Source organism: Amycolatopsis sp. MJM2582 (assembly GCF_000754115.1).
In the GTDB taxonomy this organism is placed as follows: domain Bacteria; phylum Actinomycetota; class Actinomycetes; order Mycobacteriales; family Pseudonocardiaceae; genus Amycolatopsis; species Amycolatopsis japonica.
Map to the genome: position 1 here is coordinate 605033 of NZ_JPLW01000006.1, position 23281 is coordinate 628313.

Genomic DNA, 23281 nt, shown 5'->3' on the forward strand with positions numbered 1-23281 from the left:
GGTCCCGAAGCCGGATCGAGACGTGCTTTTCCGTCGGTGCTCCCCGGTAAAATGGGCTTGCCGGACATTCGGGGAGGAAATCGGTGACCACCGATAGCTCGCTTCGTGAAGAACCCCAGCTCATCATCCGACCGAAACCCTCGGCGTTCTTTCTGCGCCGTCGCTTTCTCCGCACTTTCGGGCCCGCGCTGGCCCTGGCCGTGACCGGCCTGATCGCCCTGCTCATGAGCGGGACGATCGTGGTGCCGTTCCAGCAGACGCTCGTCCTGCGCGGCAAGATGGGCTCCAAATCGGATCTCTTCGAGGACGCGAAGATCCAGGAAATCCTGATGCGCCACCACATCCGCGTCCACGTGACCAGGGCGGGCTCGCGGGACGTCGCCACCCACGACCTCAGCCAGTACGACTTCGTGTTCATGTCGGGCGAGCCCGCCGCGAGTCTCGTCCGGCGGTCGAGGGCCGACCAATGGACGGGCAGCGCGCGGCAGCCGTTCACCAGCCCGATCGTCCTCGCCACGTACCGCCGCTACGCGGAAACGCTGGCCAGCAACAAGATCGCCACAAAACCGGAGGGTGAACAGGAACCGCTGTACTACCGGCTGGACACCGAGAAGTTCATCGAGACCCTGCGAAAAGGGCAGACCTGGGACTCGCTCGGCATCAGGCGCTTCGGCGCGGAGAACGGCAACAGGGTGCTCGCCCAGACCTCGAACATCTGCGACTCCAACTCGGGCGCGACGTACCTGATCCTGCTGGCGTTCCTGGAGAACGGCCGCCAGGTCCCGGTCGTCGACCCGCGTCCGGCCGGGGCTCCCGCGGGGCCGCCGAACCTCACGGCCGCGAAGGAACTGGCCAACCGGGTGAAACCGCTCGTGGCGGCACAAGGCTTCCCTTCGGCGGATCTGTCGGAGTCGTACGCGAATCTGGCCGAGGGGGACAAGCCGATCGTCGTCATCTACGAGCATCAATACCTCGCCATGCAGTTGCGGGCCAAGGCGCAGAGCGGACGGCCGGACCCAGACCGGGTCCTGCTGTACCCGAAGGACGACATCCTGACGAAACCCCAGTTCCTGGCGCTTAAACCGGAAGCGGAACGGCTCGGTGAGCTGATCACCTTCGATCCGGAGCTGCAGCGCCGCGCGATGGAGCTCGGTTTCGGTGTCGCGACCCCGGCGGGCAGCACGAAAAGCACGCGGCTGTACGAGTTCCTCCGCGAACAGGGGCTGCCCGCGCCGGAGATCGCCACCGACGACAGCACCACGCCGTTGCCGGACAACCCGGTGCTGGAAGAGATGATCAAGACGGTCGGGGACTGCCCGTGAAGCGGCTCGTCGTGATCCTGTGCTGCCTGCTCCTGGTGGTCGCCGCCTGTACGAGCGGTGGGCAGAAGGTGAAGTTGCGCGTGCTGGCCAGTTCGGAGCTGGCCGATCTCGGGCCGATTCTCGACGACCTTCGCGCGGAAACGGGAATCGAACTGGAAATGGATTTCCGGGGAACGATCGACGCCGCCGCCTCCCTCACTCCGGGAAAGGCCACGCACGATCTCGCCTGGCTTTCCACCGACCGGTATTTCCAGCTCAAACACCGGCAGTCGGGGGACAAGGGGGAACGGCCGCTCGCGACCAAGACCATGGTGTCGCCGGTCATCGTCGGGATCACCCCGGCGAAGGCGGCGGAACTGCGCCGAGGCAAACCGGACGGCAAGCTCTCGTGGGCGGATCTGGCGGACGCGGCGGCCGGCGGTGGCTTCCGGTTCGCGATGGCGGATCCGGCCAAATCGACCAGCGGGCTGACTTCACTCGTCGGGGTGGCGACGGCGGCCGCGGGCACCGGCGCTGCGCTGCGCCTCCAGGACGTGAAATGCGACAAGCTCCAGGGCTTCCGCACCGGGCACACGCTGACGGCGGACACCTCGGCCGCCGTGGCCGATCGGTTCGCCGAGCGCCAGGACGTGGACGCGATCATCGGGTACGAGTCCACCTTGCTCTCCCTGAACGCGAGCGGCAGGCTCAAGACACCGTTGGAGCTGGTGTATCCGCGCGACGGCATCGTCCAGTCCGACTACCCGGTCTTGCTGCTGGACCCGGCCAAACGGGAGGCGTACGACAAGGTCGTCTCCTGGCTCAGAAGCCCGGCGACGCAGAAGAAGCTGATGGAGCGGACCCTTCGCCGTCCGATCACCGGCGAGGTGGGCCTCGATCCGAGGCTGCCCGCCTCGATCGGGAACTCGCTGTACTTCCCGGACGAACAGGCCGTCGTGGACAAACTCCTCGACGACTACGCGGCGTCCGCTTCCCGCGCGCCGGGACGCGTGATCTTCGTGCTGGACTTCTCCGGTTCGATGAAGGGGCCGCGGATCGCCGCGCTCCGCGCGACCTTCGCCGGGCTGAGCGGCGGTCCGGACGGCGGGTTCGACCGCTTCCACCGCGGCGAGCGGCTGACGGTCCTCCGGTTCGGCGGGAAGATACTGGGGGACAGGGAGTTCACCATCGACGGACCCGGTGATCTCGACGCGCTGCGGGCCTTCATCGCGGCCGACGAGTTCGACGGCAACACCGCGGTCTGGTCCGCGCTCGGCGAGGCGTATGCAAAGGCGAGCGGTTATCGCGGCGCCGAGCCCGGCGGAGACGTCTCGATCGTGCTGATGACCGACGGGGAGAGCAACACCGGCCCCGGTATCGAGGAATTCCTGCGCGCGCCAAGGGATCCGGGCGTGCACACGTACACCATCCGGTTCGGCGAGGCGAATCCCGCCGAGTTGGAGCGCGCGGCCGTGGCCACCGGTGGCCGGATGGTCGACGCGAACACGACATCGCTGCTCGACGCCTTCAAGGAGATCCGTGGCTGCCGATAATCTGTGGTGGGACGTCTGGGGACTGTGGCTCGCGGTCTGGATGCTGACCGTGGTCGCCTTCCTCGTCGCGATCGTCGTTTTCGTGAAGCACTGGCGCCGTGCGCGGTCCGACGGCGATCAGGGCATGATCCGGGGCATCGCCTTCTACCTGCACACGAGATCCGTGATGGGCCTCTACCAGTTGCATCGCTACAACGAGGCGCTGGAACAGGAGGTCGAGAAACGGAAGAGCCGGGGCTGGCGGTTCTGGGGTTCGGGCGGATTCGGCCCGCTGAAAGGGGAATCGGAGCGCACCGACACCGACGAGGAGTTCCGGCGGTACATCCGCAAGGCCGAACCGATCACGGTGATCGGCATCGTGACGAAGGTGCTGGAGAAGCACCACGACATCATCTACGTCGATTTGACGAAACAGGAACTGGCCCACAACCGGGCACTGGTGAAGGAACTCGGCTGGGCAGACGGTCCCGAGAGCACCCGGCAGGTCAAAACCAGGCTGCGCGGCGTCGAGGCGTTCATCTCCGTGAAGGGCCTGTTCCGTAAACGCTCCCAGACCGACACCGAGACGGTTTTCGTGGCACCGTACGGGAATCCGGACGATCCGGAGCGAAGCAGGCGGATCCGGTTCACCTGCGTGACCAGCGATCTGCGGGACTCCGCGCCCACCGGCGCGTTCCGGGCGCGTTGCCTCGGCAAGGTCGAAGACTGGGACCCCGAGACCGGGGAACTCGTCGTCCATCCCATCGCGATCTTCAAATAGCCGGCTGCTCCACTCGCGTCGTCCGGGTGACACGAGTGGAGCAGTCGAAAGCCACACGTCGTCCGTGGCGCTTCGCACTGTCGACACCGGGGCCCGAACCTGCACGATTTCGGTATCCAACACCGCAGGTTCGAGGGAGATCTTCCATGAAGACCACTGTTACCGACGATATCCGCAGCTTCTTCGCCGACTCCGCCATCGATGTCACCGTGGCCGGGCAGGCCGAGGTCGAACTCGTGATCGACCGCTTCGACAACTGGAAGAACGCGTCAAGCGGAGGCGCCTTCGGTTGCTTCACCGGTGCCTGCTGCCTCATGGCCTGAGTGGTCGGCGCAGAAGCAACCGACGCCCTTCGCGATCCAGTCCCGCCCCTCCCACTCGGGGTGGCGTTCGATCATCAGCGCTTCGACCTCCGCGGCGATGGTCTCTTCGGGGAGTGCCGAATCACGTCGCTTCCAGGTCTCGTCGCGCAGTAGTTCGAGGTACTCGCGGACGTCGGTGAGGATCCGGCGTCCGGAGACGTCGCCGTGGCCAGGGACGACGAGGTCCGGTCCGGCGGCGGCCAGCCGTTCCAGCACTTCGATCCAGCGCCGTCCCGAGACATCGGTGTCGTACGGCGGGAACCACGGGAAGATCGAGAACTGACCGGTCTCGACCAGGTCCCCGGTGAACAGCACGCCCGCGTCGGGCACGGTCACCACCTGATCGCCCTTGCTGTGGGCGCGTCCGGTGGCCGCCAGGCGCACGACCCGCCCGCCGAGGTCGAGGTCGTACTCGTCGTCGTAGACCACGTCCGGGGTGACGAGGTCGACGTCGTCCAGCGCCCGCGCGACCGGGGTGCCGAGGCCGCGGAACATCTCGAGGTAGCCAGGTCCTTTGTGGACCAGATCCGCGGCTTGGGCGCTGTTGACGAGGTAGGTCGCCTCGTCCGCGAAGACCTGTGCGCCGAAAGCGTGCTCGGGATGGAAATGCGTCGTGGTCAGGTACAGCCTGCGGCCGCGGGCGTGTTCGGCCGCGAAGGCGAGCACCTTCTCGGCGTTGCGAGGACCGAGTCCCGTGTCGACGACGAGCACCGAATGCGAGCCGCCGATGACGCCGATATTGGGGACGAGGTCGACGCCGAGATTCGGGATCACCACGACGTCGCGGGCGATCTCCCCGGCCTGGGCGGGCTCGACGGCGGGTTCGTGGGTGAGTGGTTCGAAGGGCATGCCCCCACTGTCGTGCCGGCCTTCGGGCGCCGTCCAAGACCGATCTCCACGCGCCGATACCTGATGGGTATCATCGCTGGTGATGGAGCTTCGTCTGTTGCGTTATTTCGTGGCCGTCGCCGAGGAGCGGCACTTCGGCCGGGCCGCCGCGCGGCTGCACATGACCCAGCCGCCGCTGAGCCGGGCCATCCGGCAGCTGGAGAACGACCTGGGGGTCGTCCTGCTGCTCCGGTCGGCCGCGGGCGTCGAGCCCACCGCCGCCGGAACCACCCTGTACGCCGAGGCCCGCACCCTGCTGGACCAGGCCGAACGCGCCCGCGCGCGGGTGATCGAGACGGCGGGCCCCGCGACGCTCACCGTCGGCACCCTGGCCGACGGCGCGGGGGAGGCGGGCATCCGCCTGGCCGCGGCGTTCCGGCGTCGGCATCCCGAAGTCTCGATCCGCTTCCGTGAGGCGGATTTCACCGATCCCACCACCGGCCTCCGCGCCGGGCTGGCCGACGTCGCGCTGACCCGCTCGCCGTTCGACGAAACCGGTCTCACCGTGCGGGTCCTCCGTTCGGATCCGGTCGGGCTGGTGCTGCGCACCGGCGACCCGCTCGCCGATCGCGCGACACTGCGGCTGGCCGAGGTCGCCGATCGGCCGTGGTTCCAGCTGCCGGAGGGCACGGATCCACTGTGGCGCGAGTACTGGAACGGGGCGACGCCCGTGGGCGAGCGGCCGTCCGGACCGGTGGTGCGCACGGTCGGCGAATGCCTGCAAGCCGTTCTGTGGAACGGATCGGCGGGTATCGCGCCGTTCGGGCACGCCCTGCCGGACGGACTCACCTGGGTACCGCTGGCCGACATGCCACCGAGCCCGCTGGTCGTCGCGTGGGTGACCGAACGGGAGAACCCGCTGATCCGCTCGTTCGCGCGGATCGCCGCGGAAGGCCATCGCTAGACCGCACTTGCAAGTGCGTACTTCCCTCCGGAGAGCGGCTCCCTGAAAGTGAGTACAGCTTCGCTCACCATCCACAAGGGAGTCCACGACATGTCCAGACCTGCCGCCAGGTCCCAGATCCGGGCCGGCCGGACCACGGTCACCTACCTGCCCGACGGCCACGCCTGGCTCAACCCCGGCGTTTTCCTGCCGTCGAGTGTCCCGTCCGGCTGGGCGGCCCACGACGCGTTCCTCGACGAACGCGGCTGGTTCCCGGTCAGCATCGGTTCCTTCCTGATCAGGACCGACGACCGGGCCATCCTGGTGGACCTGGGGCTCGGCGCGGCCGACTTCAGCCTTCCCGGTGCCGCCGAGTTCCACGGTGGTGGCCTGCTCGACGCCCTGGCCGCGGAGGGCCTGAGCCCGGAAGACGTCGACACCGTGGTCTACACGCATCTGCACCACGACCACGTCGGCTGGACGACGAACGTCCCGCCCGCGCCGGACGGCCCGGGCGGGACGGTGACCGGGCTGACCTTCCCCGCGGCACGCCATCTCGTCAGCGAGACCGAATGGGCACACTGGTCCGGCACGAACGACCCGGTCGGCCCGGATCCGCTCGCCGTACAGGAGCCGCTGGCCGAGGTGATCGGGTTCTTCGGTGATGGCGACGTCGTCGCGCCGGGTGTGCGGATACTCGCCACGCCGGGGCACACGCCCGGTCACAGCAGCCTGGTGGTCACCGACCCGGACGGGGAGGACCCGCGCCGCGTCGTCGTGCTCGGCGACGTCATGCACTGCCAGGTGCAGATCACCGAAAGCCACTGGACGTTCGCGTTCGACGTCGATCCGGCGGAGGGCGTCGCCACCCGCGAGCAACTGCTGAAGGAGATCGAGGACGACCGTACGATCCTCGCGGGCGGGCATTTCGCCGGCCAGGTGTTCGGCCGGGTCCTGCCGCCCGCGCTGCGCCGGACCTGGGCCGCAGGCCAGGCCACCGGATAACGTCGCGGGTATGCCGGAACCACACCGCCGCCGTCCCCGTCCAGGCACTCCGGGCCAGGTGCTGGCCTGGTTGCCGGACGGGCGGCCGGCCGATGTGTACAGCGCGCCGTGTCCCTCACGACAGGTACTGGATCGCATCGCGGACAAATGGACCGCGCTGATCGTCGGTTGCCTCTCCACGGGGACCAAGCGCTACAGCGAACTGCGCACCGCGATCGACGGGGTCAGCGAGAAGATGCTCACCCAGACCCTGCGCGGGCTCGAACGCGACGGTCTGGTCACGCGCACCGTGCACCCGACGGTGCCGCCGAAGGTCGAGTACACGCTGACCACGCTCGGCCAGACCATCACCGCACCGCTGGCGGTGATCCGGGACTGGGCCGAACTCCATATCAACGAGATCAACGACGCCAGGACGCGGTACGACGCCGGGGTGTAGGAACGCCGCGTCCGGGGCATTTCCCCGGCATGCCGGACTCATCTTCAGAACCCGACGAGGCGACCGTCGACGCCGTCGGAAAGCTGACCTTCGCCCTCGAAACGGTCGAACAGGCGCGTGGTCACCTGTACGCTTTCCACCACCTCACCGGAACCGCCGACTTCGCGCTCGGCGAGGCCGTCGAAGCCCTCCGGAAGGCCGGGCACGCCGAGTGGGCGGAACGGATCCAGACCGAACTGGTCGGGCTCAACGTGCTGCCGGAGCGGTGGACGTTCCAGCTGATCGAGGAGTACGACGAGGGCTACTACGCCGCCTACCGCGACATGGCGCGCGACGTCACCGCTGACCTGACCGGCGGGCGGCGGCACCTGCACGAAGAACGGATCAAGCGCCGGCGGCGGACCGAGGGACGGCCGGGGCACGAGATGGGGCGGCCTTCGGGCGGCTGACTACTTGCAGGGGTCGTGGCCCCAGTTCATCAGCGAATACCGCCAGGTCGTGTCCTCGACGTCGCCGGACGGGCGCTGCGCGAGATGCCGGTGCACGTAACCGACCACCTTGCGCATGTGCCGCTCGTCCTTTTCGGAGAGTTCCGCCTTCTTCGTGCGCAGGATCGTGACGATCCGGCGGCCCGACTCGTGGCCGACCGACTCGCCTCCGTCCTTGTGCTGACCCGCCTCGCGGGACTCGTCGGTCTTCAGCCACTTCTCGAGTTCGCCCGCGGTCATGTTGACCGCTTCGCCGAACTCGGTGTGGACGTCGTCATCGCTCACAGCTTCTCCAGCGCCTCGGGCTTGTGGACCGCTTCGCCACCGCTCTTGTCGCTGCGGACGAGGTACTGCGGTTCTTCCTCGGCCGCGCGAACGGTGCGGCCGCCCGCTTCGGTGTCGGAAGTGATCTCCTTCAGGACTTCGCCTTCGGCCTGCCCGCCGTGGCTGTTCCAGCGGACCTTGTCGCCTTTGCGGAATCGCTTGCTCATCGCACTCCTTCTCGTCGTGGACGGTCCGACGCCGGCCAGACGTAGGGCAGGTCGTCGGGAACGTCCGGGAAACTCGCGCGGTAGTGCCCCGGCTCCTTGCGGACGAGCGCGGACTGATGGCTGCGGTGGAAATCCGCGTCGCCGAGCCAGGGCGGCAGCTCCTTCGCGTCGGCGAGCCGGTCCTGGGTGCGGACCTCGTCGAGTCCGGTGGCGCGGAGCAGGTCGAGCCGCAGTGTTTGGCGGCAAGTGTCCTGGCGGCCGGTCTCGCACCAGACGTCGCAGATGTCGAAGCCGTACCGGACGAGCGCCTCCTCGTAGCCGGCCCACATCGCCGCGGCCGGGTGATGCCGCCAGCCGTATCCCGGCACCGTCAGCGCGCGCAGCACCTGGATGGTCTCGACCCGCTGTTTACCGAGCCTCCGCTGGTCGAGGACGGAAGCGGAGGCCCGGAAATCAGCGCACGGGAGAAACGTCTGCACACCGGCGGCTTCCCCCGTCGGCTCGGATCCAAACCGCTCAGAAGATCGACCAGCCGGTCAGGGTGGTGAACCGGTCGAGCGCCGCGACACCCGCGACGGAGTTGCCGCGCGGGTCCAGGCCGGGGCTCCAGACGCAGATCGCGCACCGGCCGGGGACGATCGCGACGATGCCGCCGCCGACCCCGCTCTTGCCCGGAAGCCCGACACGGTAGGCGAATTCGCCCGCCGCGTCGTAGGTGCCGCAGGTCAGCATCACCGCGTTGACCCGCTTGGCGGCGCTCTGTTCGAGCAGGCGGCTGCCGTCGTTGCGCACGCCGTGGCGGGCGAGGAACACCGCCGCCCGCGCGACGTCGCCACAGCTCATCGCGATCGAGCACTGGCGCATGTACTGGTCGAGGACGGCGGGCACCGGATGACGCATGTTCCGGTACGACGCCATGAAATACGCGAGGGCGCGGTTGCGATCGGCGTGCGCGGCCTCCGACGCGGCGACCTCGGCGTCGATCCCGATGCCGCCGCGCCCGCTTTCCTCCCGGAGGAACCGGAGCAGGGTTTCCGCCGCGTCGCCGTGGTGCGCCAATTCGTCGGTCACCACGAGGGCGCCGGCGTTGATGAACGGATTGCGGGGGATTCCGTCCTCGTTCTCGAGCTGGACCAGCGAGTTGAACGGGTTTCCGGACGGCTCGCGGCCCACCCGTTCCCACACTCCGTCGCCGTGGGAGAGCGCGAGCGCCAAGGTGAAGACCTTCGACATGCTCTGGATGGAGAACGGCACCTCCCAGTCGCCGACCCCGTGCAGCCCACCGTCCACTTCGGCCACCGCCATGCCGAACCGGCCGGGTTCGACCCTGGCCAGGGCGGGGATGTAGTCCGCGACGGAGCCGCGGCCGATCTCCGGCGCGACGTCGTCGGCGATCCGGTCCAGCAGCGCTGCGAGGTCCACGGCCGTAGCGTAGAAGCGCTCCTTCGCGCGCGACGATCGGGGTTCGCGGGTGAATCTGTCAAATCGAAAAAGGAAATTCCCGTTAAACCGCCAGAGTGACGTCCCGCACACCTTAAGTCTTCCTTAGCAATGTTGGTGACGTGCCGCACACGCTCTAGCGTCTGGCAACCATGGATTCCTCGCTGCTCACCGAAAAAGGTGAAAGCTATTCAAAAGCACTGGGCAACCGCCAAGTGCAGATGATCGCCATCGGCGGCGCGATCGGCGTCGGGCTGTTCCTCGGTGCCGGTGGCAAGCTCCACCAGGTGGGGCCGTCGCTGGTCCTGTCGTACGCGCTCTGCGGTATCGCCGCGTACTTCGTGATGCGCGCCCTCGGTGAGCTCGTGCTCCACGAGCCGTCCTCCGGCAGTTTCGTCACCTACGCCCGCAAGTTCATCGGACCGTGGGCGGGTTTCGCCTCCGGCTGGATGTACTGGGTGAACTGGGCGATGACCGGGATCGCGGAGATCACCGCGGTGGCGATCTACGTGCACAAATGGCTGCCCGACGTGCCGCAGTGGATCACCGCGCTGGTCGCGCTCGGCGTCCTGCTGGCGGTGAACCTGCTTTCGGTGAAACTGTTCGGCGAGCTGGAATTCTGGTTCTCGGTGGTCAAGGTGCTGGCCATCGTCGTCTTCCTGGTCACCGCCCTCGGGCTGGTGCTCACCAGCGCCGACATCGGCGGCACCACCGCGGGCGTGCACAACCTGACCGCCCACAGTGGATTCTTCCCGGCAGGTGTCGGCATCGCGCTGATGACGTTGCAGGCGGTCATCTTCGCGTACTCGGCGATCGAGGTCGTCGGCATCGCCGCCGGCGAGACCAAGGACGCCCGCAAGGTGCTGCCGAAGGCGATCAACGGTGTCGTCTGGCGGATCGGCGTGTTCTACGTGGGATCCGTGCTGCTGCTGGCGATGCTCCTGCCGTGGCCGTTCTACAACGGTGGCGAGAGCCCGTTCGTCACCGTGTTCAGCCGCCTCGGGATCCCGGGGATCGGCGACGTGATGAACGCCGTCGTGCTCACCGCCGCGCTGTCGAGCTGCAACTCCGGGCTCTACTCGACCGGCCGCATCCTGCGCGCGCTCGCGGACAAGGGCGAGGCGCCGAAGTTCGTCGGCCGGATGAGCAGCCGTCACGTGCCCTACGGCGGCATCCTGTTCACTTCCGGCGCCTACGTGCTGGGCGTGGTGCTCAACTACCTGGTGCCGAAGGACGCCTTCGACATCGCGATCGCCATCGCGTCGCTCGGCGTGATCACCACCTGGGCGACGCTGATCTTCTGCCAGCTGCGGCTGCGCCAGGCGGCGCTGCGCGGTGAGCTGGAACGGCCGTCCTACCGGATGCCGTGGGCGCCCTACAGCGGCTGGGCGACGCTCGGCTTCCTCGCGCTGGTGGTGGTCCTGATGGGCTTCTCCGACGGCGCCGAGAAGATCGCCTTCTACTCGATCCCGGTGCTGGTCGTGGTGCTGGCGGTCGGCTGGCGGATCGTCGGGAAACGGCAACGGCAAGAGGTGCGCTGACGCCCCGCGTTTCGTCCTCTGAATGCGCGATCGCATTCAGAGGACGAAACGCGGGCGTTCAGCTGGATGTCGGGAAGTGGAAACCGGCGGTGGAGTGCGGCCACCGCGTGGTGACGACCTTCGCCCGCGTGTAGAACCGCACCCCGGCCGGCCCGTGGATCGGGCTGTCGCCGATGAGGGAGTCCTTCCACCCGCCGAAGGAGTAGTACGACATCGGCACCGGGATGGGCACGTTCACCCCGATCATCCCGACCTTCACCTCCCGCTGGAACCGCCGCGCCGCCTCGCCGCTGCCGGTGAAGACCGCGGTCCCGTTGCCGTACGGGTTCGCGTTGATCAGCGCGATCGCTTCGTCCAGTGTGGACACCCGGACGATCCCGAGCACCGGCCCGAAGATCTCGTCGCGGTAGGCGGCCATCTCCGTGGTCACATGGTCCAAAAGGGACGGTCCGACGAAGAACCCGTCCTCGTGCCCGGCGACCCGCAGCTCCCGCCCGTCGACGACCACGGTCGCGCCCTGTTCCGCCCCGCGGGCGACGGAGTCGATCACCCGCCGCCGCGCGGCCTCCGTGACCACCGGGCCCATGTCGTTGCCCGCCTCGTGGCCGGGCCCGACCTTGATCTCGGCGGCCTTGCGCTCGAGGATCTCGATCAGCCCGTCCCCGGCCGACCCCACGGCGACACCGATGGAGATCGCCATGCAACGCTGCCCGGCGGAACCGAACGCCGCCGCCGTGAGGTGGTTCGCGGCGTACTCCAGGTCCGCGTCGGGCAGGACGACGGCGTGGTTCTTGGCCCCGCCCAGCGCCTGCACGCGTTTGCCGGTGGCCGTCGCGCGTTCGTGGACGTACTTGGCGATCGGGGTCGACCCGACGAACGACACGGCGGCGATATCGGGATGCTCCAGGATCGCGTCGACCGCGACCTTGTCTCCGTTGACCACGTTGAACACGCCGTCGGGCAGCCCTGCCTCGGCATACAGTTCGGCGACCAGCCGGGACGCGGACGGGACCCGCTCGCTCGGCTTGAGGACGAACGTGTTGCCCGCCGCGATGGCGATCGGGTGCATCCACAACGGCACCATGATCGGGAAGTTGAACGGCGTGATCCCGGCGACGACGCCGAGCGGCTGCCGGAAGTCGTGCACGTCCACGTCCCGCGAGACCTGGTCGGAGAAGCCGCCTTTGAGCGCGTCGGCGATCCCGCAGGCGTACTCGACGATCTCGCGGCCGCGGACGATCTCGCCGCGCGCGTCGTCGATCACCTTGCCGTGTTCGGCGGAGATGATCCTGGCGAGCTCGTCCTCGTGTTTCACCAGCAGCTCGCGGAAGGCGAACATCACCTTCGTCCGCTGCGACAGCGACGAATCGCCCCACGCCTCGAAGGCCTTGGCCGCGGCGGCCACCGCGGTGTCCACATCGGACGGTTTCGCGAGCAGCACCTCCGCCTGCGCCTGTCCCACGGCCGGGTCGTAAACCGGGGCGGTGCGGGTGGAGCCCGCCGAGGTCGCGGCACCGTTGATCCAGTGGTCGATGGTCTTCACGCGTTGTCCTCCACAGGTGTTCACAGCAGTCCGACGGCCGTGTCGACGGCCTTGGCGACGTCTCCGTCGTGCGGGTACAGCAGGGACCGGCCGACCACGAGGCCCTGCACGGTCGGCAGCGCGAGTGCCCGCTGCCAGGCGGCGAACGCGGCGTCGGGGTCCTTGACCTCGCCGCCCAGCAGGACCGCGGGCAAGGTCGAGGCGGCCAGCACGCGCTCCATGTCCTTCACCACCGGGAGTTTCAGCCAGGTGTAGGCCGACGAGCGGCCGAGGGCGGAGGCGATGGTGATCGAGCGGATCACGGCGTCGGGGGAGAGGTCGTTGCGGAGACGTCCGTCGACCCAGTCCGAGAGGAACGGCTCGACCATCGCGATCAGCTTGCGGTCGGCGAGGTCGTTGACCGCCTTCGCGGTGTTCTCGAGAACGCTCGGCGTCGCCGGATCGGTCAGGCAGATCCGGGTGAGCGTCTTGCCGCCGTCGAAGCGCATCCGTTCGATGGTTTCGGCGTCGTAGCAGGCGAACCGGTCGTCGATCTCGAAACTCGATCCCGCCAGTCCGGTGCGGTTCATCGAGCCGATGACGGTCTTGCCGTCGAGCACGCCGAGTAGCAGCAGATCGTCGATGATGTCCGGCGTCGCCAGCACGCCGGTGACTCCGGGGCGTTCCAGCGCCAGGCCGAGGCGGTCGAGCAGTTCGCCGCGGTCGGCCATCGCGAGCGGGTCGGAGCCGACGCCGTTCGCGCCGCGAGCCGGATGGTCCGCGGCGATGATCATCGTGCGGCCCTTGTCGTTGAACGGTGATTTCGCCCGGACCCGGGTGGCGGCCGCCACCGCGACGGCTCCCGGATCTCGCACTCGCGCAGCGACTATCCGGCGCACTGTGTCCGACACGTTCGTACCTCCCGGCTCGCGTGGTCTTTCGACCATCGCAAGCGCCCGGAGACTTTGTCAAGACATATGGACATAAGGTCATAGTCGTCGAGCGCGGTAGGCTCCGCGCATGAAACCCTGGGTGCCCGGCGAGATCGTCGTGGATCCGAACGGCCCGGAACCGCTGTACTCCCAGGTCGCCCGGCAGATCGGCGCCGCGATCGAGGACGGCAGGCTGCCCAACGGTGCCCGGCTGGACAACGAGCTGGACCTGGCGGCGCGGCTGCACCTGTCGCGGCCGACCATCCGGCAGGCGATCCAATCACTGGTCAATCAGGGCCTGCTGGTCCGCAAGCGCGGTGTCGGCACACAGGTCGTCCGCACCAAGGTGGCCCGGCCGCTGCGGTTGAGCAGCCTCTTCGACGACCTCAGTGAGCTGGGGGACAAGCCGGAATCCGTCGTCCTCGTGAACCAGGTCGAGCCCGCGGGCGAGGAGGCGATGGAACAGCTCGAAACGCCGGGCCTGACCCACGTCCGCCGGCTGAAGCGGGTGCGCTCGACCGGCGGCGAACCGCTGGCGATCATGAACAACTACCTGCCCGACGGTCTCCTCGATCCGTCGGACGACGAACTGAGGGACAAGGGGCTCTACCAGTTACTGCGCTCGGCGGGTGTCCGGCTGCACGCCGCCCAGCAGAACGTCGGTGCCCGGCAGGCGACCGAGGAGGACGCCGAACTGCTGGACGAGCAGCCGGGCGCGGCGCTGCTCACCATGCGCCGCACCACCTACGACGAGTCCGGCAAGGTCGTGGAATACGGATGGCACGTCTACCGCGCCTCGCGCTATTCGTTCAACCTCTCACTGACCAACAACGTTTGACGGTTCCCGTTCCAGGTCGGTCTCCAGTGCGTCGTAAACCGAAGGACGGAACCGGCGCAGCCAGCCGGCGAGCGCGAGCCCGGCCAGCGCGACCACCAGGAGCAACCACGGCAGGAGCGGGACGACGCCGTTGCTCGACCCGGCGAGCGTCGGGAAGTTGACGATCGCCAACGTCACGATGAGCCCGAGGCCCACTGCGCCCAGCCCGGGCGCGATCAGCGTCTTCACGACCCGCCGGTCCCGCGTCCGGCGGAAGTAGACCAGGATCGCCACGGCCGCGAACAACTGCAGGGTGAGGATGCCGAGGGTGCCGAAGCCGGTCATGCTCGCGGTGAGGTCGGCGACCGGGTCGAGCCCGGCGAGGCGGAACGCCAGCGCCACCACCGACCCGAAGAGCAACTGGACGATCGAGGCGTAGCGCGGCGCGCCGTTGCGGGGGCTGGTCTTGCCGAGCACGTGCGGCAGCACGCCGACCCGTCCCAGCGCGTACAGATAGCGGGTGGCCGAATTGTGCAGGGCCAGCAGCGCCGCGAACAGACTGACCACAAGAAGCAGCAACATGACCTTAGTCAGCGGGCCGCCGAGGTACTCCTGGGCGACCGAAAGCACGAGATCCCCGCTCGACAGATGCGCGGCGGCCACGTCCTGCGCCTGCTCGGCGCCGATCGCGCTGACCACGGCCCAGGTCGTGAACGCGGCGAACACCCCGATGAATCCGATGGCGATGTAGGTCGCCCGCGGGATCGTCCGCTTGGGATCCCTGGCCTCCTCGCCGAACAGCGCCGTCGCCTCGAAACCGATGAATGCGTTGGCAGCGAACAACAACGCCAGCCCGCCGGCACCCTGGAACATGACGGAGGGGCTGAACGCGGCGAACGAGAAGCCGTGCCGGAACAGCACGCTGAAGTCCATGATCAGCAGGATCGACACTTCGAGGATCAGCGAGGCGCCCAGCACCTTCGCGCTGACCGCGATCCCGCGACGGCTGAGCAGGAGGACCAGCGCGACCGAAAGCGCGCTCCAGAACAGCCAATCGAGTTTCAGGCCGAAGACGTCGTCGATCGCCGTTGAGGTAAAGAATCCGCTCGTCCCGATCGCTCCGGCGACGAAACAGTTGTAGCCGAGCATCGCGATGAAACCGGCGACGAGACCCGGTGTCCGGCCCAATCCCTTGACCACGAAGGCGTAAAAGCCGCCCGCGCTCGTGAGGACCCGCGACATCTGCGCGTAGCCGACCGCGAACAGCAGCAGGACGACCGTCGCCAGCAGGAACGCCGCGACCATGCCGCCGCCGTTCCCCACCGCGATGCCGATGGCCGCGATCACGATCATCCCGGTCAACGGCGCGACCGCCGCGAGCACGAGGAAGACGATGCCTGGCACGCCCAGGACGTTCTTGGCGAGCGACGTGTCGTCTCGGCTCATGCGCTGCTCCTCATCTCCGCTGGACGGCCAGTATGGGAGCGGAGGTGGGCTGGGGCTTTGCCTTTGCGTGCGCGGCGCTTGTTCGGCAGCGCCTGGTCGTGAGTGGCGTTTCGGGTTAGAACCCGAAACGCCACTCACGACCAGGGTTCGGGAAAGGAAGGCCATCCGTGCGGCTTGTTCAGGATCTCGATCGTCGCCTGGTCGACCAGAAAGTACTGTCCGCCATCTTCACGCGGATTCGTGTAGGCGGCGGTCGCGATCAGGCGGCCGAAGTCGGCCATCACGGCGATCGGATAGCCGCCGTCGAAGATCTCACCGTGCGCCGCCGTCGCGACGGTCCCGGATTCGTACCAGGTGACGAAATACTGCGCCGGGCCGGTCTCGAAGACACGCAGTGTCGCTTCTTTCTGGCGGACACCGGCGAAATCGCCGGAAACTCCGGTCCAGATCATCGTCGTCCTGTCCGCGTAATGCTGCTCCAGCACGTTCCCCGAGCCGTAGTGGAAGTTCGCGCGCAGCCCGACGAGGTCGGTGCTGAGCCGATGGGTTCCGGTCACGGGGAAGAAGCGGACGTCGAGTTGCACGGGCTGAACCTCCGGATCGCTGGTATCCGCAGGTTTAGCAGCCCGTCGCACCTCGATCGTTGTCCGGCGAAGCGATCCTGTTGTCGATGAACGCGAGGATCAGTCGAACATGCCGGGCTGGTAGTCGCCCGCCGGCGTCCGGGCGATGACGTTGAGCCGGTTGTACGCGTTGATCGCGGCGATCAACGCGATCAGGGCGCCGATCTGCTCGTCGTCGTAGTGCTTGCGCACCTGCGCCCAGGTGTCGTCGCTGACGCCGTGGTGCGCGTCGGCGATCCGGGTGCCCTCCTCGGTGAGCGCGAGGGCCGCGCGCTCGGCCTCGGTGAACACGTTCGCCTCCCGCCAGGCGGCGACCAGGTTGAGCCGGACCGGGGTCTCGCCGGCGTGCGCGGCGTCCTTGCTGTGCATGTCGGTGCAGAAACCGCAGCCGTTGATCTGGCTGGCGCGCAGCTTCACCAGTTCCTGGGTCGCGTGCGGCAGCGAGGACTCCTCGATCGGGCGGTTCGCGGCGCCGAGACGCTTGACGTACTTGAGGACGACTTCGTTCTCGAACAGGTTGACGCGCGGTTCCATGATCTTCCCTCTCGGTCGATTGCTGCCTACATGACGAGCCGGACGGAGAGGTTGTGACAGCTTTCGGAGTGACGCCGGTCACGAAGATCGAAGCCTCGTCCAGTGCGCACATCTGAACGCATCAAATGCGTGAAAGTGCGCTAACAGAGCATTGACGTTGCACAAAACTGCACCTAACGTGACAGCTATTGCGCACAACTGGCACGGATGGGGAGTTCATGAGCGGGACCTTCATGGCGGCGGAGATCGCGAGCCAGCCCGGCCGCTGGCGGGACGCGGCGGCGCTGGCCTCGGCGAACAGTGAGCTGCTGCCGCCGCCGGGCGCGCGGGTCGCGATCGTCGGCTGCGGCACGTCGTGGTTCATCGGCCAGGCGTACGCCGTCCTTCGCGAGTCCGCCGGGCTCGGCGAGACCGACGCCTTCGCCGCGTCGGAGTTCCCGGAAGGCCGCGGTTACGACCATGTCGTGGCGCTGACCAGGTCGGGTACGACGACCGAGGTGCACGCCCTGCTGGCGAAGCTGCGAGGCCGCACGCCGACCATCGCGATCACCGGGGTGCCCCGCGAGATCGAGGCCGCCGCGGACACGATCGTCGACCTGTCCGTCGTCGACGAACGCTCGGTCGTGCAGACCCGGTTCGCCACGACGGCGCTGGCGATGCTGCGCGCGCACCTTGGCGAGGACCTGACCGCGGTCGCCGACCAGGCCGAGCGCGTGCTCGCCGAACCGCTGCCCGACGAGCTCATCGGGGCCGAGCAGTTCAGCTTCCTCGGCACCGGCTGGTCCGTGGGCATCGCGAACGAGGCCGCGCTCAAGTTCCGCGAGGCGTGCCTGCTGTGGACGGAGTCGTACCCGGCTTGGGACTACCGGCACGGGCCGATCAGCATCAGCGAACCCGGCCGTGTGACCTGGATGTTCGGGCAGGCGCCGGAGGGGCTGGCCGACGACGTCGCCCGCGCGGGCGGCCTGTTCGTCGAGAGCGGCCTGGACCCGATGGCGGACCTGGTCCGCGCGCAGCGTGTCGCCGGGGCCATCGCCGCCCGCAAGGGGCTCGACCCGGACAACCCCCGCAGTCTCACTCGTTCCGTCGTCCTGACCTGAGGCAGCCGTGATCGTCACCGTCACGCCGAACACCGCGCTGGACGTCACGTACACAGTGGACGGTCTGCGGGCCGGTGACGTGCACCGGGTTCGGGAGGTGCGGCACCGAGCGGGCGGCAAGGGCGTCAACGTCGCCCGGGTGCTGCACACGCTCGGCGCCGACGTCCGCGCGCTCTTCACGGCGGGCGGCGCGACGGGCGCCGCCGTCGTGGGTGATCTCGCGACGGCGGGAATCCCCGCCACGGCGGTTCCGATCGGCGGCGAGACCCGGCGCACCATCACGGTTCTGGCCGACGACGGATCGGTCACGCTGCTGAACGAGCCAGGGCCCCGGCTCACCGGAGACGAGTGGCAAACGTTTGCCGAGGCCGTCCGGGCCCGCAAGCCCGACGTCCTCGTGTGCTCGGGCAGCCTTCCTCCCGGGGCCGGGGGATACGCCGGGCTGTTCGGCGACGCACCGTCCATCTTGGACACTTCCGGTGAAGCGCTGCTCGCCGGGCTGGCGGGGAGACCGTCCGTCGTCAAACCGAACGCCGACGAACTGCGCGAGGTCACCGGCCTGCGGGATCCGGTGGCCGCCGCGGCCGAACTGCGCAAGGCCGGGGCGGGCGCCGTCGTCGTGTCGCTGGGTGCCGAAGGACTGCTGGCGGTGACCGGCTCCGGCACCTGGCACGCGGCACCGTCCACTGTGCTCACCGGCAACACCACCGGTGCCGGCGACGCCGTCGTCGCCGCGCTGGCACTGGGGCTGAGCCGTGCCGAATCCTGGCCGGACATCCTGCGCCGCGCCGTCGCGTTGTCCGGGGCGGCCGTGCTCGGCCCGCTCGCCGGGGACGTCGACCTCGCGCACTACCGAGCCGAACAGGGGCTGGTCGCCGTGCGCGCCCGCCCGGATTAGGAGTTGTCATGCCTCTGGTGGGAACCGGGGAGATCGTCGGCGCCGCCGCGGCGGCCCGGCACGGCTGCGGCGCGTTCAACGCGATCCAGCTCGAACACATCACCGCGATCATCGACGGCGCCGCCGCGGCGGAAGCGCCGGTGATCTTGCAGCTGAGCCAGAACGCTGTGAAGTACCACGGCTCGCTGGCGCCGGTCGGTGCGGCCGCTCTCGCGGCGGCCAGAGGGGCCACCACGCCGGTCGCGGTCCATCTCGACCACGCGGAATCGGCCGATCTGGTCCGCGAGGCGGTCGCGCTCGGCTTCGGCTCCGTCATGTTCGACGCGTCCAAACTGGACTACGCCGACAACGTGCGAGCCACCCGGGAAGTCGCCGCGTACTGCCACGACCACGGAGTGTGGGTGGAGGCCGAACTCGGCGAGGTCGGTGGCAAGGACGGCGTCCACGCGCCCGGCGCGCGCACCGATCCGGACGAGGCGGCGGAGTTCGTCGCGTCCACCGGGATCGACGCGCTGGCGGTGGCGGTGGGCAGTTCGCACGCCATGCTCACCCGTGACGCCGCGCTGGACTTCGAGCTGATCGCGCGGCTGCGGGAAAAGGTGCCGGTGCCGTTGGTACTGCACGGCTCGTCCGGTGTACCCGACGACGGGCTGGCCGAGGCCGTACGAGCCGGGATGACGAAGATCAATATCGCCACCCAGCTCAACAAGGTGTTCACCGCGGCCGCGGCGGAGGACTGGCGCGCGCATCCTGAGCGGGTCGACCCGCGGAAATACCTCGGTGCCGGGCGCGCTGCGGTCGCCGTCGAGGTGCGGCGGTTGCTGTCAGTGCTCAAGCTTGATCATGTTGAACCGGTCAAGGTGACGATTGAGCAGACTTTGCGCGATTGAGTGTTGACATGTGCGTGAAACCTCACAAAACTGCGCAAGAACAAGCAGAACTTGTGTGATCTTCGATCCAGGTGGTGGCGGATGCGGGTAGGCAGGCTCACGGCATTGACGGCAGGGGCGGCGCTCCTGCTCGCGGGATGCGGCGGCGGGGACACGGCGGCCGGTGGCACCGGCGAGAACGCGCTCCCGGGCGTCGATCAGTTCCTCAACGCGCCCTGTCCGGAGGCGGGGGTGAAACCCACGACGGACAAGGAATTCACGTACTGGTCCATGTGGACGGCCGACGAGCCGCAGGGCAAGGTCCTCCAGAAGGCCTTCAAATGCTTCCAGGAGAAGACCGGCGTCAAGGTCGACGTGCAGTGGCTGGGCCGCAAGGCCTACACCCAGAACCTGGTGCCCGCGCTGAACACCGACGCCGTGCCGGACCTGTTCGACCAGGACGTCAGCAAGGTCGGCGCGGCGGTCATGACGCCGGGCGGCACACAGAGCGTCGACGACGTTTTCGCGATGAAGGTCGGCGAGGGCGACAAGACCGTCAAGGACGTGCTTTCGCCCAGCTCGTACGACTTCCCGCAGAACAAGGACCGCGAGGGCCACAACTTCATGGTCCCGTACACGATCCAGTCGAGCGCCTGGTGGTTCAATAAGGACACCGCCGGCGACATCCAGCAGCCGAAGACGATGGACGAGCTGATCGGTCTGTTCGACAAGGCGAAGTCCGACGGCAAGGCGGCGATCAGCCTCGACGGCGACATCCCGTTCTACAACATGTACTTCTACACCCAGCTCGCCGAGCGCTACGTCGGCGCGGGCGGGCTGTACAAGGCCGCGACCGACAAGACCGGTCAGGCGTGGAAGACCGACCCCGGTTTCCTCAAGGCCGCCACCGAAACCGCGAAGCTGCCCAAGTACTTCATCGACGGCTGGGACGCGGCGAAGTTCCCGCAGGTGCAGCAGCGCTGGGCCGACGGTGACTCCCGGTTCCTCTACGTCGGCAGCTGGGCGCCGAGCGAGACCCGCGAATACCTGGACAAGCAGGGCGCCGGAACGAAGATCAACTACGGCTCCTTCCAGTTCCCGATGCCCGAAGGCGCCACGCACGACACCGTCGAGCAGATGTCGATCGGGTTCTCGGTGACCAAGAAGGCCAAGCACGCCGAAGCGGCCAAGGCGTTCATCGCCTACTTCCTCAACAAGGACCTGCTCGCCGGGATCCCCGTGGTGGCCGACAACCTCGTGCCGCGGGCGGACCTCGCCGTGCCGGACGACCTGAAGCAGGTCAAGGCCGCGCTGGACGACCCGAAGAAGGAGCACGTCCTGCAGTACGACGGGATCGACGGTATCGCCGGCGGCAAATGGCAGACCGACGTCTTCGACCCCGCCGACATCGCGCTGCTGAAGGGCCAGATCACCCCGCAGCAGTTCGTCGACCAGCTCGCCACCAAGGGTGCCGAATTCTGGAAGAACCAGGGCTGATGGCGACAGTCACGACTCCGGCGAAACCGCCGGCGCGGGCCGTGAAGGCCGGGGCGCACCTGAGTCGCAAGAAACGGCTGTTCTGGCCGTTCGCCGCGCCGGCGCTGGTGCTGTACCTGGCCTTCCTGGTCCTGCCGACGATCGCGACCGTCGTGCTGAGCTTCACCAGCTGGGCCGGGGCGGGGGACACGCCGGAACCCAACGGCGTCACCAACTACACGCAGATGTGGGCGAGCGACTCGTTCCAGTACGCCTTCCGCAACACGCTGATCTACGTGTTCCTCGGCGGCATCGGCACGTTCGCGCTGGCGTTCCTGTTCACCATGGTGCTGCGGGACATGAAGGGCGGCAAGATCGTCCGGGCCATCCTGTTCTTCCCGAACATCGTGGCGCCGGTGGCGCTCGGCATGTTCCTCGGCTTCGTCTTCAAGTACCAGCCGGGGAAACAGGGACTGGCGAACTACGTGCTGGAAAGCCTCGGCGCGGACGCGGCGAAGTTCCTCGCACCGTCCAATGTGACCGGTGTGGTGACGGCTTCGCTGATCTGGGCCAGCTCGGGTTTCTACATCACCATCCTGATGGCCGCGGTCGACCGCATCCCGCCGTACCTCTACGAGGACGCGGAGCTGGGCGGCGCGTCGCCGTGGCAGAAGTTCAAGAACATCACGCTGCCGATGACCTGGGACGTCGTCGGTGTCGCGGGGGTGCTGTGGACGATCAACGCGCTCAAGATCTTCGAGCTGGTGTTCGTGCTGGCCGGTCCGGGCACCTACGCCCCGCCCAACGAGGCCTGGACGCTCGGGATCTACGTGTTCGACCGGACCTTCGGCTCGAACGGCACCCCGGACTTCGGTGCCGCCTGTGCCTGCGCGGTGGCGATGATCGTGCTGGTGTCCGTGCTCGTCGTCCTGCTCCGCCGGCTGATGCGCCGTGACGCGATCCAGTTCTGAGGGAGATCCCATGTCCGTCACCGACGTCGAGGCGCCCGCGCGGCGAGCGGCGAAACCGGTGCGCAAGCCGCCACGCAAACCACGTCCGGCGCCCGGCTCCAAACGGTTCAGCCCGTTGCGCGTCCTGGGTTCCACGATCGTGTGGCTGTTCACCGCAGGCAACATCCTGGTGCTGTACTGGCTGCTCACGGCGTCGTTCAAGACACCGGTGGAGATCTTCACCAAGCCGTTCGACCTGCCGTACCAGTGGTTCAAGGTCGGCAAGCCGTTCCGGAACTTCATCTACGCCTGGAACAACGCCGGTTTCGGCGAGGCCGTGCTGACCACCGTGATCCTGGTCGGGCTGGCGACGGTCGTCACGGTCGCCGTCTCGGCGCCCTGCGCGTACGCGCTGACCAGGCTCGGCGTCCGCGGCGCCGGGCCGATGACGAACGTCGTCGCGATCGGCATGGGCGTGCCGTTCCAGACCGTGATCATCCCGCTGTTCGTGGTGCTCAGCAAAGTGCACCTGGACAACGAATACGGCTTGTTCGTGCTGTACGTGGCGTTGTCGATCCCGTTCACGGTCTTCCTGATGACCGGGTTCTTCCGGTCGCTGCCGGACGAACTGGAGGAGGCGGCCGCGCTGGACGGCGCGTCGCCGATGCGCACGTTCTTCTCGGTCATGCTGCCGCTCACCCGGGGCGGCATGATCACCGCGCTGACGTTGAACGCCATCGGGCTGTGGAACGAGACGCTGCTGGCGATCGTGTTCCTCAAGGACCAGGCGCATTTCACGTTGTCGCGCGCGCTCTTCACCTTCTACGGGGCGGCGAGCTACCAGTCGGAGTACGGCGGCCTGATCGCCGGTGTGGCGATCGTCGTGCTCCCGATGCTCGTGCTCTACCTCGTGCTCGCCCGCCGGATCATCACCGGCCTGACCCTCGGCGCCGGAAAGTAGGA

At 68.1% G+C, this 23281-nt stretch carries 26 protein-coding genes; 16 read left to right on the forward strand and 10 right to left on the reverse strand.

The features are described 5' to 3' along the window. Positions 1 to 83 precede the first annotated feature (83 nt). The 4 genes from ED92_RS33845 (at position 84) to ED92_RS43080 (ending at position 3937) form a co-directional block, all read left to right on the forward strand. A complete protein-coding gene (locus tag ED92_RS33845) occupies positions 84 to 1322 on the forward strand; it encodes a hypothetical protein (protein ID WP_037345396.1) in 1239 nt (412 codons plus the stop codon). Continuing rightward, positions 1319 to 2854 (forward strand): substrate-binding domain-containing protein, encoded by a 1536-nt coding sequence (locus ED92_RS33850; protein WP_037345398.1) that lies wholly within the window; start codon positions 1319 to 1321, stop codon positions 2852 to 2854. The genes ED92_RS33845 and ED92_RS33850 overlap by 4 nt, the downstream gene beginning before the upstream one ends. After that, positions 2841 to 3614, forward strand: a complete 774-nt coding sequence (locus ED92_RS33855; protein WP_037345400.1) for a hypothetical protein — start codon at positions 2841 to 2843, stop codon at positions 3612 to 3614. Before ED92_RS33850 ends, ED92_RS33855 begins: the two co-directional genes overlap by 14 nt. A gap of 146 nt (positions 3615 to 3760) precedes the next feature. Continuing rightward, the gene (locus ED92_RS43080; protein WP_162836909.1) at positions 3761 to 3937 is read left to right on the forward strand and encodes a hypothetical protein; all 177 of its coding nucleotides are present in this window, start codon (positions 3761 to 3763) and stop codon (positions 3935 to 3937) included. Here ED92_RS43080 and ED92_RS33860 read toward each other — a convergent pair. After that, positions 3884 to 4825 (reverse strand): MBL fold metallo-hydrolase, encoded by a 942-nt coding sequence (locus ED92_RS33860; protein WP_037345403.1) that lies wholly within the window; start codon positions 4823 to 4825, stop codon positions 3884 to 3886. The two genes, ED92_RS43080 and ED92_RS33860, sit on opposite strands and share 54 nt — an antisense overlap. Before the next feature lie 82 nt (positions 4826 to 4907). Between ED92_RS33860 and ED92_RS33865 the strand changes: the two genes are divergently transcribed. From ED92_RS33865 to ED92_RS33880, 4 genes are all read left to right on the forward strand, one after another. After that, positions 4908 to 5768, forward strand: a complete 861-nt coding sequence (locus ED92_RS33865; RefSeq protein WP_037345405.1) for a LysR substrate-binding domain-containing protein — start codon at positions 4908 to 4910, stop codon at positions 5766 to 5768. A gap of 90 nt (positions 5769 to 5858) precedes the next feature. Further along, the gene (locus ED92_RS33870; protein ID WP_037345406.1) at positions 5859 to 6752 is read left to right on the forward strand and encodes an MBL fold metallo-hydrolase; all 894 of its coding nucleotides are present in this window, start codon (positions 5859 to 5861) and stop codon (positions 6750 to 6752) included. A 10-nt stretch (positions 6753 to 6762) separates the two neighbouring features. Beyond that, the gene (locus ED92_RS33875) at positions 6763 to 7191 is read left to right on the forward strand and encodes a helix-turn-helix domain-containing protein (protein ID WP_235213433.1); all 429 of its coding nucleotides are present in this window, start codon (positions 6763 to 6765) and stop codon (positions 7189 to 7191) included. A 29-nt stretch (positions 7192 to 7220) separates the two neighbouring features. After that, entirely contained in the window at positions 7221 to 7640 is a 420-nt protein-coding gene (locus ED92_RS33880) for a hypothetical protein (RefSeq protein WP_037345410.1), read from the forward strand. On the opposite strand, the gene ED92_RS33885 is transcribed toward ED92_RS33880, so the two are convergent. From ED92_RS33885 to ED92_RS33900, 4 genes are read right to left on the reverse strand one after another with little or no spacing between them, the layout of a single operon-like run. Then, a complete protein-coding gene (locus ED92_RS33885) occupies positions 7641 to 7964 on the reverse strand; it encodes a DUF3140 domain-containing protein (RefSeq protein WP_037345411.1) in 324 nt (107 codons plus the stop codon). Further along, the gene (locus ED92_RS43185; protein ID WP_037345413.1) at positions 7961 to 8170 is read right to left on the reverse strand and encodes a DUF2945 domain-containing protein; all 210 of its coding nucleotides are present in this window, start codon (positions 8168 to 8170) and stop codon (positions 7961 to 7963) included. The genes ED92_RS33885 and ED92_RS43185 overlap by 4 nt, the downstream gene beginning before the upstream one ends. Further along, positions 8167 to 8649, reverse strand: a complete 483-nt coding sequence (locus ED92_RS43190; RefSeq protein WP_037345414.1) for an MSMEG_6728 family protein — start codon at positions 8647 to 8649, stop codon at positions 8167 to 8169. The genes ED92_RS43185 and ED92_RS43190 overlap by 4 nt, the downstream gene beginning before the upstream one ends. 37 nt (positions 8650 to 8686) lie before the next feature. Further along, complete coding sequence (locus ED92_RS33900) at positions 8687 to 9592, reverse strand: glutaminase (RefSeq protein WP_037345416.1); 906 nt, start codon at positions 9590 to 9592, stop codon at positions 8687 to 8689. A 170-nt stretch (positions 9593 to 9762) separates the two neighbouring features. On the opposite strand from ED92_RS33900, the gene ED92_RS33905 reads away from it, so the two are divergent. Next, positions 9763 to 11151, forward strand: a complete 1389-nt coding sequence (locus tag ED92_RS33905; protein ID WP_037345418.1) for an amino acid permease — start codon at positions 9763 to 9765, stop codon at positions 11149 to 11151. A gap of 58 nt (positions 11152 to 11209) precedes the next feature. Here ED92_RS33905 and ED92_RS33910 read toward each other — a convergent pair whose 3' ends face one another. Together ED92_RS33910 and ED92_RS33915 are read right to left on the reverse strand one after the other, a co-directional pair. Next, on the reverse strand, positions 11210 to 12694 hold the full coding sequence (locus ED92_RS33910) for a CoA-acylating methylmalonate-semialdehyde dehydrogenase (RefSeq protein WP_037345419.1): 1485 nt from the start codon (positions 12692 to 12694) through the stop codon (positions 11210 to 11212). Positions 12695 to 12714: 20 nt separating this feature from the next. Continuing rightward, a complete protein-coding gene (locus ED92_RS33915; protein WP_037345420.1) occupies positions 12715 to 13584 on the reverse strand; it encodes a hypothetical protein in 870 nt (289 codons plus the stop codon). Between the two features lie 109 nt (positions 13585 to 13693). On the opposite strand from ED92_RS33915, the gene ED92_RS33920 reads away from it, so the two are divergent. Beyond that, entirely contained in the window at positions 13694 to 14443 is a 750-nt protein-coding gene (locus ED92_RS33920) for a GntR family transcriptional regulator (RefSeq protein WP_037345421.1), read from the forward strand. Here the strand turns inward: ED92_RS33920 and ED92_RS33925 are convergent. The 3 genes from ED92_RS33925 to ED92_RS33935 form a co-directional block, all read right to left on the reverse strand. Next, the gene (locus ED92_RS33925; RefSeq protein WP_037345422.1) at positions 14423 to 15868 is read right to left on the reverse strand and encodes an APC family permease; all 1446 of its coding nucleotides are present in this window, start codon (positions 15866 to 15868) and stop codon (positions 14423 to 14425) included. The genes ED92_RS33920 and ED92_RS33925 overlap by 21 nt on opposite strands. Positions 15869 to 16002: 134 nt before the next feature. Further along, complete coding sequence (locus ED92_RS33930) at positions 16003 to 16452, reverse strand: MoaF C-terminal domain-containing protein (protein ID WP_037345424.1); 450 nt, start codon at positions 16450 to 16452, stop codon at positions 16003 to 16005. A 99-nt stretch (positions 16453 to 16551) separates the two neighbouring features. After that, positions 16552 to 17025: a carboxymuconolactone decarboxylase family protein gene (locus ED92_RS33935; protein WP_037345426.1), complete on the reverse strand. Its 474-nt coding sequence runs from the start codon at positions 17023 to 17025 to the stop codon at positions 16552 to 16554. Positions 17026 to 17243: 218 nt separating this feature from the next. On the opposite strand from ED92_RS33935, the gene ED92_RS33940 reads away from it, so the two are divergent. The 6 genes from ED92_RS33940 (at position 17244) to ED92_RS33965 (ending at position 23279) form a co-directional block, all read left to right on the forward strand. After that, entirely contained in the window at positions 17244 to 18125 is an 882-nt protein-coding gene (locus ED92_RS33940; protein WP_037345428.1) for an SIS domain-containing protein, read from the forward strand. A gap of 7 nt (positions 18126 to 18132) precedes the next feature. Beyond that, positions 18133 to 19023 carry a 1-phosphofructokinase family hexose kinase gene (locus ED92_RS33945; RefSeq protein ID WP_037345430.1) on the forward strand — a complete coding sequence of 297 codons (891 nt, stop codon included), beginning with the start codon at positions 18133 to 18135 and terminating at the stop codon, positions 19021 to 19023. Between the two features lie 8 nt (positions 19024 to 19031). Next, positions 19032 to 19913 carry a class II fructose-bisphosphate aldolase gene (locus ED92_RS33950; RefSeq protein ID WP_037345431.1) on the forward strand — a complete coding sequence of 294 codons (882 nt, stop codon included), beginning with the start codon at positions 19032 to 19034 and terminating at the stop codon, positions 19911 to 19913. 81 nt (positions 19914 to 19994) lie between these two features. Beyond that, positions 19995 to 21389, forward strand: a complete 1395-nt coding sequence (locus ED92_RS33955; protein ID WP_037345434.1) for an ABC transporter substrate-binding protein — start codon at positions 19995 to 19997, stop codon at positions 21387 to 21389. Next, entirely contained in the window at positions 21389 to 22339 is a 951-nt protein-coding gene (locus ED92_RS33960) for a carbohydrate ABC transporter permease (protein ID WP_037345437.1), read from the forward strand. The genes ED92_RS33955 and ED92_RS33960 overlap by 1 nt, the downstream gene beginning before the upstream one ends. A gap of 10 nt (positions 22340 to 22349) precedes the next feature. After that, the gene (locus ED92_RS33965; protein WP_037345439.1) at positions 22350 to 23279 is read left to right on the forward strand and encodes a carbohydrate ABC transporter permease; all 930 of its coding nucleotides are present in this window, start codon (positions 22350 to 22352) and stop codon (positions 23277 to 23279) included. Positions 23280 to 23281 lie beyond the last annotated feature (2 nt).

Excerpts from the sequence above, each read along its gene's own strand:
- ED92_RS43080 (WP_162836909.1), top strand. The coding sequence starts at position 3,761 with ATGAAGACCACTGTTACCGACGATATCCGCAGCTTCTTCGCCGACTCC.
- ED92_RS33860 (WP_037345403.1), bottom strand. The coding sequence starts at position 4,825 with ATGCCCTTCGAACCACTCACCCACGAACCCGCCGTCGAGCCCGCCCAG.
- ED92_RS33865 (WP_037345405.1), top strand. The coding sequence starts at position 4,908 with ATGGAGCTTCGTCTGTTGCGTTATTTCGTGGCCGTCGCCGAGGAGCGG.
- ED92_RS33870 (WP_037345406.1), top strand. The coding sequence starts at position 5,859 with ATGTCCAGACCTGCCGCCAGGTCCCAGATCCGGGCCGGCCGGACCACG.
- ED92_RS33875 (WP_235213433.1), top strand. The coding sequence starts at position 6,763 with ATGCCGGAACCACACCGCCGCCGTCCCCGTCCAGGCACTCCGGGCCAG.
- ED92_RS33880 (WP_037345410.1), top strand. The coding sequence starts at position 7,221 with ATGCCGGACTCATCTTCAGAACCCGACGAGGCGACCGTCGACGCCGTC.
- ED92_RS43185 (WP_037345413.1), bottom strand. The coding sequence starts at position 8,170 with ATGAGCAAGCGATTCCGCAAAGGCGACAAGGTCCGCTGGAACAGCCAC.
- ED92_RS33905 (WP_037345418.1), top strand. The coding sequence starts at position 9,763 with ATGGATTCCTCGCTGCTCACCGAAAAAGGTGAAAGCTATTCAAAAGCA.
- ED92_RS33920 (WP_037345421.1), top strand. The coding sequence starts at position 13,694 with ATGAAACCCTGGGTGCCCGGCGAGATCGTCGTGGATCCGAACGGCCCG.
- ED92_RS33925 (WP_037345422.1), bottom strand. The coding sequence starts at position 15,868 with ATGAGCCGAGACGACACGTCGCTCGCCAAGAACGTCCTGGGCGTGCCA.
- ED92_RS33935 (WP_037345426.1), bottom strand. The coding sequence starts at position 17,025 with ATGGAACCGCGCGTCAACCTGTTCGAGAACGAAGTCGTCCTCAAGTAC.
- ED92_RS33940 (WP_037345428.1), top strand. The coding sequence starts at position 17,244 with ATGAGCGGGACCTTCATGGCGGCGGAGATCGCGAGCCAGCCCGGCCGC.
- ED92_RS33950 (WP_037345431.1), top strand. The coding sequence starts at position 19,032 with ATGCCTCTGGTGGGAACCGGGGAGATCGTCGGCGCCGCCGCGGCGGCC.
- ED92_RS33955 (WP_037345434.1), top strand. The coding sequence starts at position 19,995 with ATGCGGGTAGGCAGGCTCACGGCATTGACGGCAGGGGCGGCGCTCCTG.
- ED92_RS33960 (WP_037345437.1), top strand. The coding sequence starts at position 21,389 with ATGGCGACAGTCACGACTCCGGCGAAACCGCCGGCGCGGGCCGTGAAG.
- ED92_RS33965 (WP_037345439.1), top strand. The coding sequence starts at position 22,350 with ATGTCCGTCACCGACGTCGAGGCGCCCGCGCGGCGAGCGGCGAAACCG.